Source organism: Thauera sp. (assembly GCF_034003485.1).
In the GTDB taxonomy this organism is placed as follows: Bacteria; Pseudomonadota; Gammaproteobacteria; order Burkholderiales; family Rhodocyclaceae; genus Thauera.
Genome location: NZ_JAVEYL010000033.1, coordinates 1 through 15,704 on the forward strand (window position 1 = coordinate 1; position 15,704 = coordinate 15,704).

At 68.2% G+C, this 15,704-nt stretch carries 12 protein-coding genes; 5 read left to right on the forward strand and 7 right to left on the reverse strand.

Annotated features, from left to right (window positions below; translation table 11 throughout):
* Positions 1-42: 42 nt before the first annotated feature.
* On the forward strand, positions 43-417 hold the full coding sequence (locus tag RBT54_RS15685) for a hypothetical protein (RefSeq protein ID WP_320367997.1): 375 nt from the start codon (positions 43-45) through the stop codon (positions 415-417).
* A 15-nt stretch (positions 418-432) separates the two neighbouring features.
* Here the strand turns inward: RBT54_RS15685 and fdhF are convergent, their stop codons facing one another.
* Together fdhF and RBT54_RS15695 are read right to left on the reverse strand one after the other, a co-directional pair.
* Positions 433-3,276 carry a formate dehydrogenase subunit alpha gene (gene fdhF, locus RBT54_RS15690; RefSeq protein ID WP_320367998.1) on the reverse strand — a complete coding sequence of 948 codons (2,844 nt, stop codon included), beginning with the start codon at positions 3,274-3,276 and terminating at the stop codon, positions 433-435.
* Positions 3,273-5,012: an NADH-ubiquinone oxidoreductase-F iron-sulfur binding region domain-containing protein gene (locus RBT54_RS15695; RefSeq protein WP_320367999.1), complete on the reverse strand. Its 1,740-nt coding sequence runs from the start codon at positions 5,010-5,012 to the stop codon at positions 3,273-3,275. The genes fdhF and RBT54_RS15695 overlap by 4 nt, the downstream gene beginning before the upstream one ends.
* A gap of 822 nt (positions 5,013-5,834) precedes the next feature.
* Between RBT54_RS15695 and RBT54_RS15700 the strand changes: the two genes are divergently transcribed.
* Positions 5,835-7,880, forward strand: coding sequence for a sigma-54-dependent Fis family transcriptional regulator (locus RBT54_RS15700; protein ID WP_320368000.1), 2,046 nt, complete (start codon positions 5,835-5,837; stop codon positions 7,878-7,880).
* Between the two features lie 22 nt (positions 7,881-7,902).
* Here RBT54_RS15700 and RBT54_RS15705 read toward each other — a convergent pair whose 3' ends face one another.
* Positions 7,903-8,448 (reverse strand): DUF302 domain-containing protein, encoded by a 546-nt coding sequence (locus RBT54_RS15705; protein WP_320368001.1) that lies wholly within the window; start codon positions 8,446-8,448, stop codon positions 7,903-7,905.
* 68 nt (positions 8,449-8,516) lie between these two features.
* On the opposite strand from RBT54_RS15705, the gene RBT54_RS15710 reads away from it, so the two are divergent.
* A complete protein-coding gene (locus RBT54_RS15710) occupies positions 8,517-8,984 on the forward strand; it encodes a sel1 repeat family protein (protein WP_320368002.1) in 468 nt (155 codons plus the stop codon).
* A 48-nt stretch (positions 8,985-9,032) separates the two neighbouring features.
* On the opposite strand, the gene RBT54_RS15715 is transcribed toward RBT54_RS15710, so the two are convergent.
* Both RBT54_RS15715 and RBT54_RS15720 read right to left on the reverse strand, forming a co-directional pair.
* Entirely contained in the window at positions 9,033-10,028 is a 996-nt protein-coding gene (locus RBT54_RS15715) for a quinoprotein relay system zinc metallohydrolase 1 (RefSeq protein WP_320368003.1), read from the reverse strand.
* Positions 10,013-10,861, reverse strand: a complete 849-nt coding sequence (locus RBT54_RS15720) for a quinoprotein dehydrogenase-associated SoxYZ-like carrier (protein WP_320368023.1) — start codon at positions 10,859-10,861, stop codon at positions 10,013-10,015. The genes RBT54_RS15715 and RBT54_RS15720 overlap by 16 nt, the downstream gene beginning before the upstream one ends.
* Before the next feature lie 405 nt (positions 10,862-11,266).
* On the opposite strand from RBT54_RS15720, the gene RBT54_RS15725 reads away from it, so the two are divergent.
* Together RBT54_RS15725 and RBT54_RS15730 are read left to right on the forward strand one after the other, a co-directional pair.
* On the forward strand, positions 11,267-13,075 hold the full coding sequence (locus RBT54_RS15725; protein ID WP_320368004.1) for a methanol/ethanol family PQQ-dependent dehydrogenase: 1,809 nt from the start codon (positions 11,267-11,269) through the stop codon (positions 13,073-13,075).
* A 178-nt stretch (positions 13,076-13,253) separates the two neighbouring features.
* Positions 13,254-14,111, forward strand: coding sequence for a cache domain-containing protein (locus RBT54_RS15730; protein ID WP_320368005.1), 858 nt, complete (start codon positions 13,254-13,256; stop codon positions 14,109-14,111).
* Between the two features lie 59 nt (positions 14,112-14,170).
* Here the strand turns inward: RBT54_RS15730 and RBT54_RS15735 are convergent, their stop codons facing one another.
* Positions 14,171-15,019, reverse strand: coding sequence for a transporter substrate-binding domain-containing protein (locus tag RBT54_RS15735; RefSeq protein ID WP_320368006.1), 849 nt, complete (start codon positions 15,017-15,019; stop codon positions 14,171-14,173).
* A complete protein-coding gene (pedF, locus tag RBT54_RS15740) occupies positions 15,006-15,455 on the reverse strand; it encodes a cytochrome c-550 PedF (protein WP_320368007.1) in 450 nt (149 codons plus the stop codon). The genes RBT54_RS15735 and pedF overlap by 14 nt, the downstream gene beginning before the upstream one ends.
* Positions 15,456-15,704: the final 249 nt, after the last annotated feature.

Sequence of the window (15,704 nt, forward strand, 5' to 3'; positions counted from 1 at the left end):
GTCCCTTCCTTCGCGACCCCTTTTTCGACAGGAGGAGGCCTCATGCTCCACTTTCTCGTGATTGCAGGCCTGATGTCCCTGGCAACCGTCGCGTCGGCGCAGGACCCCGTCGTGACGGACCCGGACAAGTACAGGGTGATTCTGGAAAACGACTGCGTACGAGTGCTCGACTACGCGGATCGGCCCGGGGAAAAGACCCATCCGCACCGGCACCCGTCCTTCGTGCTCTACGCGCTGTCGCCCTTCAGCCGGCGGCTCTTGCTCGACGACGGGCGGGTGCTGCAGCGCCAGTTTGGTGCGGGGGAAGCGATGTGGTCGCCGGCGCAGGTGCACATCGGTGAAAACATTGGTGACACACCGACCCGCGTCATCATCGTGGAGATGAAGCCGGGAGCCGGTGGTTGCGTAGCGCAGTGAGGGGCGCCTCGTTCATCAATGATCTCCCGCCGCCAGCCTGCACGCCGCGTACTTGAACTCGGGAATCTTTCCGTACGGATCGAGCGCCGGGTTGGTCAGGATGTTCGCGGCAGCCTCCACGTAGCAGAAGGGCACGAACACCATCCCCTCGGGCATCAGCGGGTCGGTGCGGGCGGTGAGCGTGATCTTGCCGCGGCGGGTTTCGATCGACAGCGGCGCGCCGGGCGCGAGGCCGAGGCGGTCGAGTTCGCCCGGGGCGAGCGTCGCCACCGCGGCCGGTTCGAGCGCGTCGAGCACGCTGGCGCGGCGGGTCATCGAGCCGGTATGCCAGTGTTCGAGCTGACGGCCGGTGATGAGCACGGTGGGCCAGGCGTCGTCGATCGGCTCGTCGGGCGGCAGCGGCACGGTGGGGCGGAAGCGCGCGCGGCCGCTGGCGGTGGGGAAGCGGTCGCCGAAGACCACGTCCATGCCGGGGGCGTCGTCGGCGGGGCAGGGGTAGGTGACGGACTCTTCCGCTTCGAGGCGCTCCCAGCTGATGTGGTCGAGCGAATGCATGCCGCGCTTCATCTCGGCGAACACCTCGCGCGGGTGGGTGTAGTGCCAGTCGAGACCGAGGCGGCGGGCGACTTCCTGGATGATCCACCAGTCCGGGCGGGCGTCGCCGGGCAGAGGTACGGCGGCGCGGCCCATCTGCACCTGGCGGTTGGTGTTGGTGACGGTGCCGTCCTTCTCGGCCCAGGCCGAGGCCGGCAGGATGACGTCGGCGAACTGGGCGGTCTCGGTGACGAATAGGTCCTGCACGACCAGGTGCTCGAGCCTGGCGAGCGCACCGCGGGCATGATCGAGGTCAGGGTCGGACATGGCCGGGTTCTCGCCCTGGATGTACATGCCGCGGATGGTCCCTGCATGGATGGCGTGCACGATCTCGACCACGGTGAGGCCGGGCTTGTCGGAGAGTGGCGTGTCGGGGGGCGTGTTCCACAACTCCTCGAAGGCGGCGCGGATCTGCACGTCGCCCACCGGCTGGTAGTCGGGGAAGACCATCGGGATGAGGCCGGCATCCGACGCGCCCTGCACGTTGTTCTGGCCGCGCAGGGGATGCAGGCCGGTACCCGGACGGCCGATGTGGCCAGTGGCGAGCGCGAGCGAGATCAGGCAGCGCGCGTTGTCGGTGCCGTGGGTGTGCTGCGAGATGCCCATGCCCCAGAAGATCATCGCGCGCTCGGCGTTCGCGTACAGGCGGGCGATGTCGCGGATCTCGTCGGGGGCGACGCCGCAGGCGGGCGACATGGCCTCGGGCGTCATCGCCAGCACGTGGGCCTTGAGCGCCTCGAAGCCTTCGGTGTGGGCAGCGATGTAGTCCTCGTCGTACAGGTGTTCGGTGACGATGACGTTGAGCATGGCGTTGAACAGCGACACGTCGCTGCCCGGGGTGAAGCGGACCATGCGGTGGGCGTGGGCGCCCATGGTGATGCCGCGCGGGTCGAGCACGATGAGCTTGGTGCCGCGCTTGGCCGCCTGCTTGAAGTAGGTGGCGGCGACCGGGTGGTTCACCGTCGGGTTGCAGCCGGTGAGGATGACCACGTCGGCCTGCTGCGCCTGCATGAAGGAGGCGGTGACCGCGCCCGAGCCGATGCACTCGATCAGCGCCGCGACCGAGCTGGCGTGGCACAGCCGGGTGCAGTGGTCGACATGGTTGGAATGGAAGCCGGTGCGCACCAGCTTCTGGAACAGCCAGGCCTCTTCGTTGGAACACTTGGCGCTGCCAAAACCCGCGAGTGCGTTGGGGCCGTGCGCGTCGCGCAGGCGGCGCAGGCCGGCGGCGGCGAGGTCGAGCGCCTCGTCCCAGCTTGCGACGCGGAAGTGGGTGAGCGGCTTGGCGGGGTCGAAATCCGGGTCGATCCCTTTCGGCACGCCTTCGCGCCGGATCAGCGGCACGGTGAGGCGCGCGGCGTGGTTGGGATAGTCGAAGCCGAAGCGGCCCTTGACGCACAGGCGGTTCTCGTTCGACGGGCCGTTGCGGCCTTCGACGAAGACGATCTTGTCGTTCTTCACGTGGTAGGTGAGCTGGCAGCCGACACCGCAGTACGGGCACACCGAATCGACCTTGCGGTCGGCGCAGGCCGAGTCGCCGTGGCCGTGTTCATCCACGATGCGGGCGGGCATCAGCGCGCCGGTGGGGCAGGCCTGCACGCATTCGCCACAGGCCACGCAGGTGCTGTCGCCCATCGGGTCGTCGAAGTCGAACACGATCTTCGAGCCCGCGCCGCGGTGGGCGAGGCCGATGACGTCGTTGACCTGCACCTCGCGGCAGGCGCGCACGCACAGGTTGCACTCGATGCAGGCATCCAGATTGACGTGCATCGCGGTATGCGAGGTGTCGGGCAGCGTGGGGGCTGCGCGGCGTTGCGGTAGCTGTTTGTGCGCCGCGTCCGGCGCGTCGATGTCGAGCGCCATCAGGTCGACCATCTCCCAGAAATGGCTGGAACGGTCGGGGCTCTCGGCGCGCGCCGGCTGGTCGGCCAGCAGCAGCTCCATGACGCCTTCGCGCGCGCTGCGGACGCGTTCGGAGCTCGCGCTCCTGACCACCATGCCGGGCATCGCCGGGCGGATGCAGCTCGCGGCCAGCGTGCGCTCGCCCTCGATCTCGACCATGCAGGCGCGGCAATTGCCGTCGGCGCGGTAGCCGGGTGCGTCCTTGAAGCACAGGTGCGGGATGCGTTCGCCGGCGCGCTTGGCGACCTGCCACAGCGTCTCGCCGGGAAGGGCCTGCACGGCAACGCCGTCGAGGGTGATGTCGAAGGCTTGCATGTTGGGCGCAGGGGCGGTCGGGGCGAGGGGGGAGGCGAGCGTGCTCATGAGGCGGATTCCGTGTTCGCAGCGGCCGGGCGCAGGCTGATGCCCTGTTTCGCCAGTTCGGCCGGGAAGAAGCGCAGCAGGCTGGTGACCGGGTTGGGCGCGGCCTGACCGAGCCCGCAGATCGAGGCGTCCTGCATGACCTGGGCGAGGCGCTGGAGCTGGTCGGTGTCCCACTCGTCGCGCGCGAGCAGGCCGAGCATCTTCTCGGTGCCGACGCGACAGGGCGTGCATTGGCCACAGGATTCGTCGGCGAAAAAGGCCATCAGGTTCTTCGCCACCGCGCGCAGGTCGTCGTGGTCCGAGATCACCACCACCGCGGCCGAGCCAATGAAGCAGCCCTCCGGCTGCAGGGTGTCGAAGTCGAGCGGGATGTCGGCCTTGGTCGCGGGCAGGATGCCGCCCGAGGCGCCGCCGGGCAGGTAGGCGAGCAGGCGGTGGCCGTCCGCCATGCCGCCGCAGTATTCGTCGACCAGCTCCTGCAGCGTGATGCCGGCCGGGGCCAGATGCACGCCGGGCGTCTTCACCCGGCCGGAAACCGAGAAGCTGCGCAGGCCCTTACGGCCGTGGCGGCCCTGACTGGCGAACCAGTCGGCACCGCGCTGCCAGAGCAGCGGAATCCAGTACACGGTCTCGACGTTGTTCACCAGCGTCGGGCGGTCGAACAGGCCCTTCTGCGCGACGAAGGGCGGGCGGTGGCGTGGCTTGCCGGGCTTGCCTTCGAGCGATTCGATGAGCGCCGATTCCTCGCCACAGATGTAGGCACCGGCGCCGCGGCGCAGCACGATGTAGCCGGGCGCGGCGAGGCCGGCGGCCTCGGCTTCGGCGATCGCTTCGCGCAGCACCGCGTGCAGGCCGGGGTACTCGTCGCGCAGGTAGATGTAGAGCGCTGCGGCGTCGACCGCATGGGCGCTGACGAGCGCACCTTCGAGGAAGCGGTGTGGGGCCTGCTCCAGATAGTGGCGGTCCTTGAAGGTGCCGGGCTCGCCCTCGTCGGCGTTGATCACCATGTAGCGTGGCGCCGGTTCGGCGCGCACGAAGGCCCACTTCTTGAAGGTGGGAAAGCCGGCGCCGCCGAGGCCACGCAGCCCGGCGTCCTGCAGCACGCTGCTGAGCTTTTCGATCGATACCTTGCCGCTGCGCACGCCCTGCAACAAGTCATATCCGCCCTCGGCACGGTAGGCGTCGAGGCGCTGCCAGGCTACCTCCTTCGGATGCAGCTCGCCTTGCAGCAGGGTGTGCACCGCGGCGGGGGTGGCGTGACCGAGGTGGCGATGACCGACCTCGACCACGGGCGCGCTGTCGCAGCGGCCCATGCACGGAGCCCGCACCACGCGGATATCCGCCGGGTCCACGTCGGCCATGAGCGCGGCATGCAGGGCGCGCGCGCCGGCGAGTTCGCACGGCAGCGAGTCGCATACCCGGATGCTCACCGCCGGGGGCGGAATTTCGCCGTCGCCCACGATGTCGAAGTGAGCGTAGAAAGTCGCGGTCTCATACACCGTGGCCATCGGCAGGTTCATCCAGTGCGCGAGTGCACGCAGGTGACGCAGTGCGAGATGGCCCCAGGCGTCCTGGATGGCGTGCAGATGTTCGATCAGGCTGTCGCGTGCGCGCGGACGGCCGTCGAGCAGGGCCTCGATGTCGGCGAGCGCGGCGGGCTCGAGCTGCCTGCCGCGCTGCGTGGCGCGGGGTTTGCGGCGCACGGGGGTGTCCGGGGCGGTCGTGAAGTCGGCCATCTTGGAGGTGTTCCTGGGAGTTCCTGGGTGGGTGGTCGCGAGCTTGCGGATCGGCGCGCGGTGAAGGACGAGGCGACTCAGTGGCCAGACTCAGTGGCCAGATTCAGTGGCCAGATTCAGTGGCCAGACTCGGTGGCCGAACTCAGTTGCCAAAGAGTCTTGCCAGCAGACGGCTGAACCAGCTCGTGGGCGCCGCCGGTGGTGGGTTGCGATCAGGTATCGACGCCGCTTCTCGCGGGGCCTGAGTGGGCTGGCTGCGCACCACTGGCGGCGCGTCGGGTGCGGCTGCCGGTTGCGGTATCGGGCTCGCCTGCGCTTGAGGAGTCGCTGTTGCTTCAGGGGCGGCGACCCTGGCTGCGGGGCGGTCGGCGGCTGAAGCTTGATCGAGGCGGGAGTCGAGCAACTGTCGGTAGTGGCGACTCAGCACCGAATCCTCCGGCGGTTGTGGCAGTCCGGCGGCCGATACGAGCTGCTCGAAGTGCCGACGCAGGATGGAGTCGGTGGGCAGTGCGCTAGGCAGGGCGGCAGACAGCGGATAGGCATGCATGATGAACCCCTCCTCGATGGGTGGTCGGATCGCCGGCGCTTCTTTGCGTGGGCGGGCGGCTGCGCTGAAACGGCGCAAGCCCTGCATTCAGGCAAACCTTGTGCCAGTCGCTTCCAGGGGCGTGTGGCGCCCCTTGCCCGGGAATCCCGGCCCGTCACGGTCCGCGCTGCACCGATGCATTTGCTTCAATGTTGGGCAGGTGCTACTTTTTTGAACATAACCATAAAACTGCATCCCCGGACGACGTTTTCGGGGAGCACGAGGAGGAAGACGATATGAACGCTGTGCCGCAGTTGAAGCAGGCGCGCGAGGACCGTGTTGCCATTGCGCGTGAGGAGTTTTTCAGCCGCGGTGTGTTGCCCGAGGATGACGTTTCTCCGCTGATCCTGCGCTCGTGGTCGCGCTGTCGTGATTCGGGTCTGGATCCGCGGACCACGCGCGCGGTGGATGTCGCCGGACGCGGCCAGCTCGAGGAGTCGCGCAACCAGAGCAGCCGCTTGCTCAACCTGGCGAGCGGCGTGATGGAGCACGTGTTCGACCAGATCCGCGCGTCGGGCAGCATGGTGATCCTCGCCGATCTCGACGGCATGATCATCCACAGCCTGGGCGATCCGGCCTTCGTGGATCGTGCGCAACGTGTCGCGCTCCAGCCGGGCGCGCGCTGGGACGAGGCCAGCCTGGGCACCAACGGCATTGGCACCGCCCTGCTCGAGCGCGCGCCGGTCGAGGTCTTCGGCTCCGAGCACTATCTGGACCGCAACGTCTTTCTGAGTTGCTGCTCGTCCCCGATCTTTGACCCACATGGCGAACTCGCCGGCGTCTTCGACATTTCGGGCGACTATCGCAATCCCCAGCGCCACACGATGGGGTTGGTGCGACTGTCGGTGCAACTGGTCGAGAAGCGGCTGTTCGAGACCGAGTTCAGCAAGCACATCGTGTTCGCCTTCCACGCCCGTCCGGAGTATGTCGGCAGTCTGCAGGAAGGGCTGATCGCACTCGGGCCCGACGGCACCATCCTCGGCGCCAACCGCAGCGCGCGCGAGTGGCTCGTGCGGCAGGTGGGTGAGTCGGGCACGGCCAGTTTCGGTGACCTGTTCAAGCTCGGGTTCGGCACCATTCTCGACCGTGCGCAGTCAGGCGCCGCCGATCTGGTGCGCCTGGGCACCAAGAACGGGGGCGAGATCTACGTGCAGGTGCGTGGCATGCGCCCGCTCGCGCTTGCGGGCGGAGCGGGCGCCGCCGAGGTGGGCGAGGGCGAGGACACGCGCAGGACGTCCGCTGCCGTGCCCGCGCGCAATGCCGAGCCGGGCGGGGCCGGTGGCGACCGTCTGACGCTCGAGCAGCTCGATACCGGCGACGACAAGCTGCACCGCGCGATCGAGCGCGCCAAGCGCATCGGTGGCAAGAACATCCCCTTGCTGATCCAGGGCGAGTCGGGCGTGGGCAAGGAGCTGTTCGCGCGTGCGTTTCACAACGCATCGAGCCGTGCCGACGGGCCCTTCGTGCCGCTCAACTGCGCAGCGATTCCCGAGAACCTGATCGAATCCGAGTTGTTCGGCTATGTGGGCGGCGCTTTCACCGGGGCGCGCCGCGAGGGCGCGGTCGGCAAGGTGCAGCAGGCCCATGGCGGCACGCTGTTCCTGGACGAGATCGGTGACATGCCGCTGGCGATGCAGACGCGCCTGCTGCGCGTGCTGCAGGAGCGCAGCGTGACGCCGGTGGGCGGCATCAAGTCGATTCCGGTGGACATCTCGCTGGTGTGCGCCACCCACCGCGTGCTGCGCGACGCGGTGGCCAACGGCGAGTTTCGCGAGGATCTGTACTACCGGGTCAACGGACTCACCGTCACGCTGCCGCCGCTGCGCGAGCGCAGCGACGTCGCGATGCTGGTCGAGCGCCTGCTGCAGATCGAGGCGCGCGAGTCGGGTCGCCCCGGCGTGCGGATCAGCCCGGAGGTGATGCGCTTCTTCGAGATCTACCCGTGGCCAGGCAACATCCGCCAGATGCACAGCGTGATGCGGGTCGCGGTAGCGCTGCTCGACGACGACGAGGACGAGATCGGCGCGCTGCACCTGCCCGAGGAGCTGTTCGGTGCGGACCCCGTATGCTCACGCGCGGACGCGTCGATGGCGACCATGGCGACTGCTGTGCCGGGCGGCGTGGAGGCTGTGGAGCAGACTGCGCCGCGCAGTCTCGACGAGCTCGAGATGGAGGCGATTGCGGTGGTGATGCGCGAGGTCAAGGGCAACGTTTCGGCCGCGGCGCGCAGGCTCGGCGTCAGCCGCAACACGCTGTATCGCAAGCTGGGCCGCATGAGTTGAGGGTCTCCAGGCGCAGTGGCCCTCAGGGGTGGCCGACGAGCTTGGCCGCGCGTGCCACGAGCCGTGCCAGCAAGGCGCGTGCGGCATCGCCCCCCGCGCTGTCCACCGCGGGCGGACGGTAGGCGATGAGCACCGTGCGTGGCGCCCCGGGCAGTGCATAGACCGCAACCGACAGCGGGCAAAGCGCGATGTGCTCGCGTGCTTCCGTTGCAAGGCTTGCCGCGACCGAAGCGCTGCAGAAGGTCAGGATCTCGGCGTGCGCGTACAGGTCGGGGCGGTGGCCGAGGTCGCCGGCAGTGCGTGCGAGCATGTCGCCGAAGTGGCTGACGACCGGCGTGGCAATGCCCTCTTCGGCGATTGCCTCGACCAGTGCATCGCGCAGATCGGCGAAGTCGACTTCGAAGAAGTTGCGGCTGACGACATCTGCTGCGGGTTCGCGCGCGATGGCTGCGGGTGCGAACAGAAACGAGCAGGCGAGCAGCAACGGTCCCAGCGCGAGGCGAAAGAGGCGCGGGAGCCCGTGCGATCGGGCGGGCCCGTCAATCCCGGTGTTGATTTGCACACTCATCAGCCGATCGATCCGGGCGCATTTGTTGCTTTGAAGGAACGACCCAGATCTTTCGGAGTACTGCCCGCATGAACGCACGACGCTGTCTCGCCGCGCTGTTGCTGTTCCAGAGCTGTGCCGTGCTGGCGCAGCCCCTTGACGACGACGAGCTCGCGGGGCTGGCTGCGCGGCCGAGCATCGGCCTCTACAAGGCTTACGCCGAATTCAAGATGGCGCACTACGACAGCGCGCGCAGCATCTGGCAGGCCCTCGCCGAAAAGGGGGTGGCCGAAGCCTGGTTCCATCTCGGCATCCTCGCAGAGGACGGGCTGGGCGAGGTGCGCGATGGGCGGGCCGCGGTGGAGCGCTACCGCCGAGGTGCGCACGCGGGCTCGACGAAGGCGCAGTATCGGCTTGGCCTGCTGTACCTGGAAGGCGGCCCGGTGGAACCCGACCGCGAACAGGCGCGCTACTGGCTGGCGGTGGCCGCTGCCAATGGCGACGACGAAGCGGCAAGGCGGCTCGATGCCCTGCGGCGTGCCGATCCGCCCCAGTAAGGGGCGGGGAGACTGTAGCGGCGGACGCATGCTTGCGGACCCCATGAGCTAACGCGGGGCCGCGGCGAGTGCCGCCTGTTCGGCCGCCGGGAACAGGTGCGCGACCGAACGGCGGAATTCCTGCTCGACCAGTGCCAGCCCGGCAAAGGGTGGTGCGATCTTGGTCGCGAACACCTCGGTCATGTCGAGACCGTTTTCTGCGCCGCGGCGGATCGTGTCGGCGAGCCAGCCGAGATAGGCGCGGGTCTCGTGCAGCGGCGTGAGGTCGCTGGCCACCTCGCCGTGGCCGGGAACCCAGTGCCGGGCGGGCACGCGCACCAGCGTATCGAGCGCGGCGATCCAGCGCGGAATGTCGGCATGCGGCGTGGTGGGCGCGCGTCCGTTGAAGATCAGGTCGGCCGCGAACACCGTGCCGCTGTCGTGATCGACCAGCACCAGGTCGGCGGCGGTGTGTCCGCCGAGGGCGAGCAGCTCGACATCGCGGCCGCCGATGTGCTGCCGGCCCGCCGTCAGGGTGCGCGTCGGCACCACCACCTCCGTGCCGCGCATCCAGTCGCCATTCAGGCGATACATGTTGGCGTTGAAGGCCTCACCCTCGCCGCGGATGGCGGAGATTGTCTCGGGCAGTGCTGCGAGGGTGTCGGAGGGGAAGGCCTGATTGCCCAGGAAGTGATCGGGGTGGTGGTGGGTGTTCAAGGTGAGCACGACCGGCAGTTCGGTGATGCGCCGGATCGCCGCCAGCATCTGTTCGCCATAGCGCCTCGACGAGCCGGTGTCAATGACGATCACGCCTTCGGTGCCGACGATGAAGCCGGTGTTGACGATGTTGCCTCCATTGTCGAAGGAGAAGTCTTCTTTCAGCCCGACCAGCACGTACGCGCCGTCGGCGATCTGGCGGGGTTCGAGCCGATAGTCGAAGCGCTCGGCGTGTGCGCCGGTCGCCAGTGTCAGCAAGGCGAGCAGGGACGCCAGCGCGCGGAAGAGCCAGCGCGGCGGACGACGTGAGAAGACACGGGGCGCGCTGGTCTTCATCGTGTCACCCATGCGTCGATGCGGTTGCCGTTGTTGTCGCGGCCGCTGACCTGCAGGCGCGCACCCGGCGCGACCTCGGCGAAGTCGAGCGTGAAGCTCGGGTTCTCGGCCACCGGCTCGAGCGGCTGGAGGCGGGCCAGCACCTGACCGGATTCGTCGGCAATCGCGATGGCCTCGATGTGAAACGCCGGAATGCCTGCCGCGAGCCCGGTGTCCATCGGGTGGATGATCCGCATGCGCAGGCGCTCGCCACCGCCGACACGCGGCCACAGGCGACCATTCACCTCATTGAGTCGGTCCTGCCATTCGGGCGAGCCCGAGCCGAGCGAGGGCAGGGTGCAGCCGCCGCCGGTGGTGGTGATCCAGGCGCCACCCACGCGCCAGACGCCGTCCACCGTCCGTGCTGCGACGCGAATGGGCGAGGACTGCTGGAGTTTGATCCGAAAGCCGAGGCTGGCCCGCGCCGTACCGGGCTCGAAGCGCAGCGCCTTCACGATCGGGTTGAAGTCGGCGAACACGATCATCTCTTCCACGCCGGGCAGGGCGGTGGCGTCGACCGTGATCGGCACGTTGAGCGGATCCTCCGCCACCGTGGGGCCGGTGAGCTTGACGCGGGCGTCGAAGACGACTTCCTGCCCGTCGAAAAAGGCCTTCTTCATGTCGGCCCAGCGCGGGGAGTCGAGCGGGTCCCTCGAAAGTTCGTCGGCCGGCGACTGCGCTCCGTCAGCCGTTGCAGCAGGGGCAGCCGGCGCCGGGGGCGAAGCGCCGCTGGCGCCGATTGCGCATGCCAGTAGCGAAATGAGGCCTGCTGCAAGCAGGCGCCGAGGCGTACCGAGTCGTTTCATCATTTGATCCCGAAGCAGGGCCGGCTGGGTTGCCCGTCGGCCGTCGATGTATCCGGGTATCGATGCAATGCTCGTGCCAGCAGAACGGGCCCGTGCCTCCCGTCGTTACGTACACCAGGCTTGTTCCGAAGCGCAACATTTCTGCTCCGCCGCTCCGTTGCGGACAAGGGGCTGCGATGCGGCTGGAGCACCCGCCCGCGGTCGCGGCCAGGATGCCATGAGAATTGCAGAAGACCTCGCAGCCGCCCGGCTGCCGTGCGGGCTCAGCCACTGGGCTGCGATGACGGCCGGCCGTCGATGCACCATGGCATGGCGATTGCAGTTTGGCTCCTGTCCGGCGCCAGCACGGTGCCGGAACCCATGCCACCGGACCACAGGCAAGAGAGACACGAGGAGGAGTCGAAAATGAAGAAACACAAACGGCGGCAGCACCTGCCCGCCATGCTGAGCGCGCTCGCCATCGCCATGGCGGGTCTCGGGACCGCAGGCGGCGCGCTGGCGGCCGGCGTGACCGACGAGGACATCCTGAAGGATGCGGAAACCACGCATCAGATCGTCACCCACGGCCTGGGCACCAAGGGCCAGCGTTACAGCCCGCTGGCCAAGGTCAACCCCGACACCGTGAAGGACCTGGTGCCGGTGTGGGCGTTTTCGTTCGGCGGCGAGAAGCAGCGCGGCCAGCAGTCCCAGCCGCTGATCCACGACGGCACGATGTACGTGACCGGCTCGTACAGCCGAATCTACGCGCTCGATACCAGGACCGGCAAGAAGCTGTGGAAGTACGAGCACCGCCTGCCCGACGGCATCATGCCCTGCTGTGACGTGATCAACCGTGGCGCGGCCATCTATGGCGACCTGGTGATCTTCGGCACGCTCGACGCCCAGCTCGTCGCGCTCAACAAGGACACCGGCAAGGTCGTCTGGCGCGAGAAGGTCGACGACTACAAGGCTGGCTACTCGATGACCGCGGCGCCGCAGATCGTCAAGGGCATGATCATCAGCGGCGTGTCGGGCGGCGAATTCGGCGTCATGGGCCGGGTCGAGGCGCGCGACGCGAAGACCGGCAAGATGGTGTGGATGCGCCCGGTGGTCGAAGGCCACATGGGTTACACCTACGACAAGGACGGCAAGCCGGTCGAGAACGGCATCTCGGGCACGACCAACGCCACCTGGCCGGGCGACCTGTGGAAGACCGGCGGCGCGGCGACCTGGCAGGCGGCCTACTACGATCCGGATGTCGACCTGATCTTCATGGGTACCGGCAACCCGGCGCCGTGGAACTCCTGGCTGCGTCCGGGCGACAACCTGTATTCGGCGGCGACGGTTGCCATCGACCCCGATACCGGCAAGATCGCCTGGCACTACCAGAGCACCCCGCACGACGGCTGGGACTACGACGGCGTCAACGAATTCGTCTCCTTCGAGTACAAGGACCCGAAGACCGGCCAGCTGGTAAAGGCCGGCGGCAAGGCCGACCGCAACGGCTTCTTCTTCGTCAATGACCGCAGCAACGGCAAGCTGCTCAATGCCTTCCCCTTCGTGACCCGCATCGACTGGGCCAAGGGCATCGACCTGCAGACCGGGCGGCCGATCTTCGACGACGAGAAGCGCCCCGGCAACCCCTTCATCGAGGGCGGTGGCGCCGTTGAAGGCGGCAAGGGCAAGGTGGTGTTCAACGCGCCGTCCTTCCTTGGCGGCAAGAACCAGATGCCGATGGCCTTCAGCCCCGACACCGGGCTGTTCTACGTGCCGTCCAACGAGTGGGGCATGGACATCTGGAACGAGCCGGTGAGCTACAAGCGCGGCGCAGCCTACCTGGGCGCGGGCTTCACCATCAAGCCGCTGTACGAGGACTACATCGGCGCGATGCGGGCGGTCGATCCGGTGAGCGGCAAGATCGTGTGGGAGGTCAAGAACAACGCGCCGCTATGGGGCGGGGTGCTGACCACGGGCGGAAACCTGGTGTTCTATGGCACCCCCGAGGGCTTCCTGAAGGCGGTGAACGCGAAGACGGGCGAGGAAGTCTGGCAGTTCCAGACCGGCTCGGGCGTGATCGCGCCGCCGGTGACCTGGGACGACAACGGCGAGCAGTACGTCGCCGTGGTGTCGGGCTGGGGTGGTGCGGTGCCGCTGTGGGGCGGCGATGTCGCCAAGCGCGTGAATTACCTCGAGCAGGGCGGCACCGTGTGGGTGTTCAAACTGCACAAGAGCTGACCCCGCGCGGGGCTGATCCTGGGGTGCCGCCCGCAGGCGGCACCGGCACCTGGTCGTGCGGCCCGGACGCAGCTGCGCCCGGGCCGCACTGCGTTGTGCGCACCGATGCGCGGTGCGTGCGTCAGCCGTAGTTCGCAATCCGTCATTCGCAGATGTCTGCAAACATGGAGTTCCGACGATGAAGCATTACCCGAAGACCAAATCCCTGGCCGCATTCGCGTTCGCGGCCCTCACCAGCGTCGGCGCTCATGCCGGCGAGCGCGCCACGCCGCGCGAGGCGCAGGCGCTGTTCGAGCAGGCGGTGAAGTACATGGACGCGAACGGACCCGAGCGCGCCTTCGCCGCCTTCAACGACCGCAAGGGCGAGTTCGTGCGCAAGGACCTCTATGTGTTCGTGATCGACGACAAGGGCGTGTATCACGCCAGCGGCGCGGCGCCCGAGGCCCTGGTCGGTCTCACCGTGCTCAACACCACCGACGCCGCCGGCAACCCGCTGTTCCGCGAGATGATCGATCGCACCCGCGTGAGCCCCGAGGCGACGGTGCGCTACATGTGGCTCAACCGCGTGACCAACAAGGTCGAGCCCAAGGTCAGCCATGTGCGCAAGCACGGCAGCTATGTGCTGGGCGTGGGCTACTCGGCGCCGCGCGCCAGCGCCGACGACGCGCGCGCGATGCTCGAGCGTGCAGTCGCGCTGGCGCGCAACGAAGGCCATGCCACGGCCGCCGCGCGCTTCAACGACCGTCGTGGCGACTTCGTCAAGGACGATCTCTACGTGTTCATGGTCGACATGGACAGCGGCCGCTTCGAGGCGATGGGGATGAATCCCGCGCTGTCGGACACCGACGCCGTCGGCCTGCGCGATGCGGCGGGCAATGCGCTGGTGGCAGAGATGATCGCCAAGCTGCAGTCGGCGGACGAGGCGACGGTGGATTATGTGTGGCGCAACCCGGTGACCAACATGGTGGAGAGCAAGCGCTCTTACGTGCGCCGCGACGGACGCTCGCTGATCGGCGTGGGGCATTACCTGGAATAGGGGGCAGGGCGTTGTTCCGGAACGCAACAAATTCGTTGCGCTCCGGAACGCTCCATTGCTCAGGGCAGATGGTGGCGGACGCCGTTGGCCGCGAAGAGACGGGCGAGTTCGCCCGAGCGCTGCAGCTCGGCCAGCGCATTGCCGAGCGCATCGGCGAGCGCGGCGCTGTCGGCCTTCACCGCCATGCCGAGCGGCCAGCCGCTGACGCGCAGCTCGGGCATGGCCAGCGTGTCGATCGCGATGCCTGGATGCGCGGACAGCCCGGCCTCGAGCTCGCTGCGCGTGCCCATCGCGGCGGCAATCTCGCCGTTCCTGAGCGCGGCCGCGGCCTCGCCCAGGGTGCGGAAGTGCACCACGTTGGGGCGCAGCGCGCCGTCCATCAGCTGGAGCAGGAAGTCGCTGGCGTGGGTGTCGAGTTCCACGCCGATGCGCTCCTCGGCAAACACCGCGAAGCTCTCCGCCGCCGAGCCCGAAGGCGCCGGCACGCGCTCGGCGACGCGCGCCAGGGCGAGGGTTTCGAGGTGATAGGGGCCGAAGATCTTCACCTGGCGGTTGCTGGCGGCGAAATGCACATCCACCGGCACGTGCAGCATCACGTCGGCCGGCTTGTGGCCGAGGTAATGGCCGCGCCACACCATGTTGCGCAGGTCGTCGTTCATGTTCTCGTCGGCGGGGAACTCGACGATCTGCGGTTGCAGCCCCAGGCGCTCGGCGAGTGCTCGGCCGAGCGCCACGTCGATGCCCTTGCCGGCCGCCGACCAAGGCGCAAAGTTGGCGTATACCGCGACGCGCAGCGTGCCGGGCTGCTGGACTTCGAGCCCGGCCGCCGTTGCCTGCACCGGGCTGGCCGCGAGCAGGGCGAGGGCGCCGGCGCCGAGCAGGAAGCGGCGGCGGTCACTGTGCTTCATGGACCGTCTCCAGCCACGCGCGGATCGCCCACATGGCTTCCTGGGTGAGCATGCCCTCGAAGGGCGGCATGTACACCGCGCCGTTGCGCGTCACGCCATTGCGCACCTTGGCGATGAAGAATTCGTCCATCTCGTCACCGGGCTCCAGGAAGCGCAGGTCGGGGGCGATGCCGCCGGACACCGCGCCCAGCCCATGGCAGCGCGCACAGTTCTGGTTGAAGGCCGAGTCGCCGATGCGGATGGCGTCGGCGTTTTCGCGATAGGGGTTGGCGATGCGCCAGTCCTCGCCGAGCTGCGTCAGGCTGGTCGTGTCCACCGCCTGCGGCGTGACGTCGCCGTGGGCGTGCGCAAGCGTGGCCGCGGCCACGACGCCGAGCGCAGCGGTGCCCAGAGCGAGTCGGCGGAACAGTGTCTCCGTCAAGGTTTGTGTCTTCACCTTGTTGATCCTCATTGGTTTGGTTCGAATCGGTCATTGGTCCGGTCCCTCCGGATGAGGGACTAACTGCAATCCGCGTGCCACGTGCCACGTGATCGGGCCGGAACGGCTGCGCTGCGGGCTTCTTGTCCGCGCGGATATTTCGAGCTGGCAAGATTCCTGCTCAAGCTTCGAATGAACGGAGCACGCAGTTTGTTTCGAGACGGATCAAGTGCTACGTTCCGAATCGTGGAACCAATGAAAATCGAG

Bases quoted from the DNA above. Each gene is read 5' to 3' on its own strand.
- RBT54_RS15685 (WP_320367997.1), top strand. From the start codon at position 43: ATGCTCCACTTTCTCGTGATTGCAGGCCTGATGTCCCTGGCAACCGTC.
- RBT54_RS15715 (WP_320368003.1), bottom strand. From the start codon at position 10,028: ATGGGTGACACGATGAAGACCAGCGCGCCCCGTGTCTTCTCACGTCGT.
- RBT54_RS15725 (WP_320368004.1), top strand. From the start codon at position 11,267: ATGAAGAAACACAAACGGCGGCAGCACCTGCCCGCCATGCTGAGCGCG.
- fdhF (WP_320367998.1), bottom strand. From the start codon at position 3,276: ATGAGCACGCTCGCCTCCCCCCTCGCCCCGACCGCCCCTGCGCCCAAC.
- RBT54_RS15710 (WP_320368002.1), top strand. From the start codon at position 8,517: ATGAACGCACGACGCTGTCTCGCCGCGCTGTTGCTGTTCCAGAGCTGT.
- RBT54_RS15700 (WP_320368000.1), top strand. From the start codon at position 5,835: ATGAACGCTGTGCCGCAGTTGAAGCAGGCGCGCGAGGACCGTGTTGCC.
- RBT54_RS15720 (WP_320368023.1), bottom strand. From the start codon at position 10,861: ATGAAACGACTCGGTACGCCTCGGCGCCTGCTTGCAGCAGGCCTCATT.
- RBT54_RS15735 (WP_320368006.1), bottom strand. From the start codon at position 15,019: ATGAAGCACAGTGACCGCCGCCGCTTCCTGCTCGGCGCCGGCGCCCTC.
- RBT54_RS15705 (WP_320368001.1), bottom strand. From the start codon at position 8,448: ATGAGTGTGCAAATCAACACCGGGATTGACGGGCCCGCCCGATCGCAC.
- RBT54_RS15730 (WP_320368005.1), top strand. From the start codon at position 13,254: ATGAAGCATTACCCGAAGACCAAATCCCTGGCCGCATTCGCGTTCGCG.
- RBT54_RS15695 (WP_320367999.1), bottom strand. From the start codon at position 5,012: ATGGCCGACTTCACGACCGCCCCGGACACCCCCGTGCGCCGCAAACCC.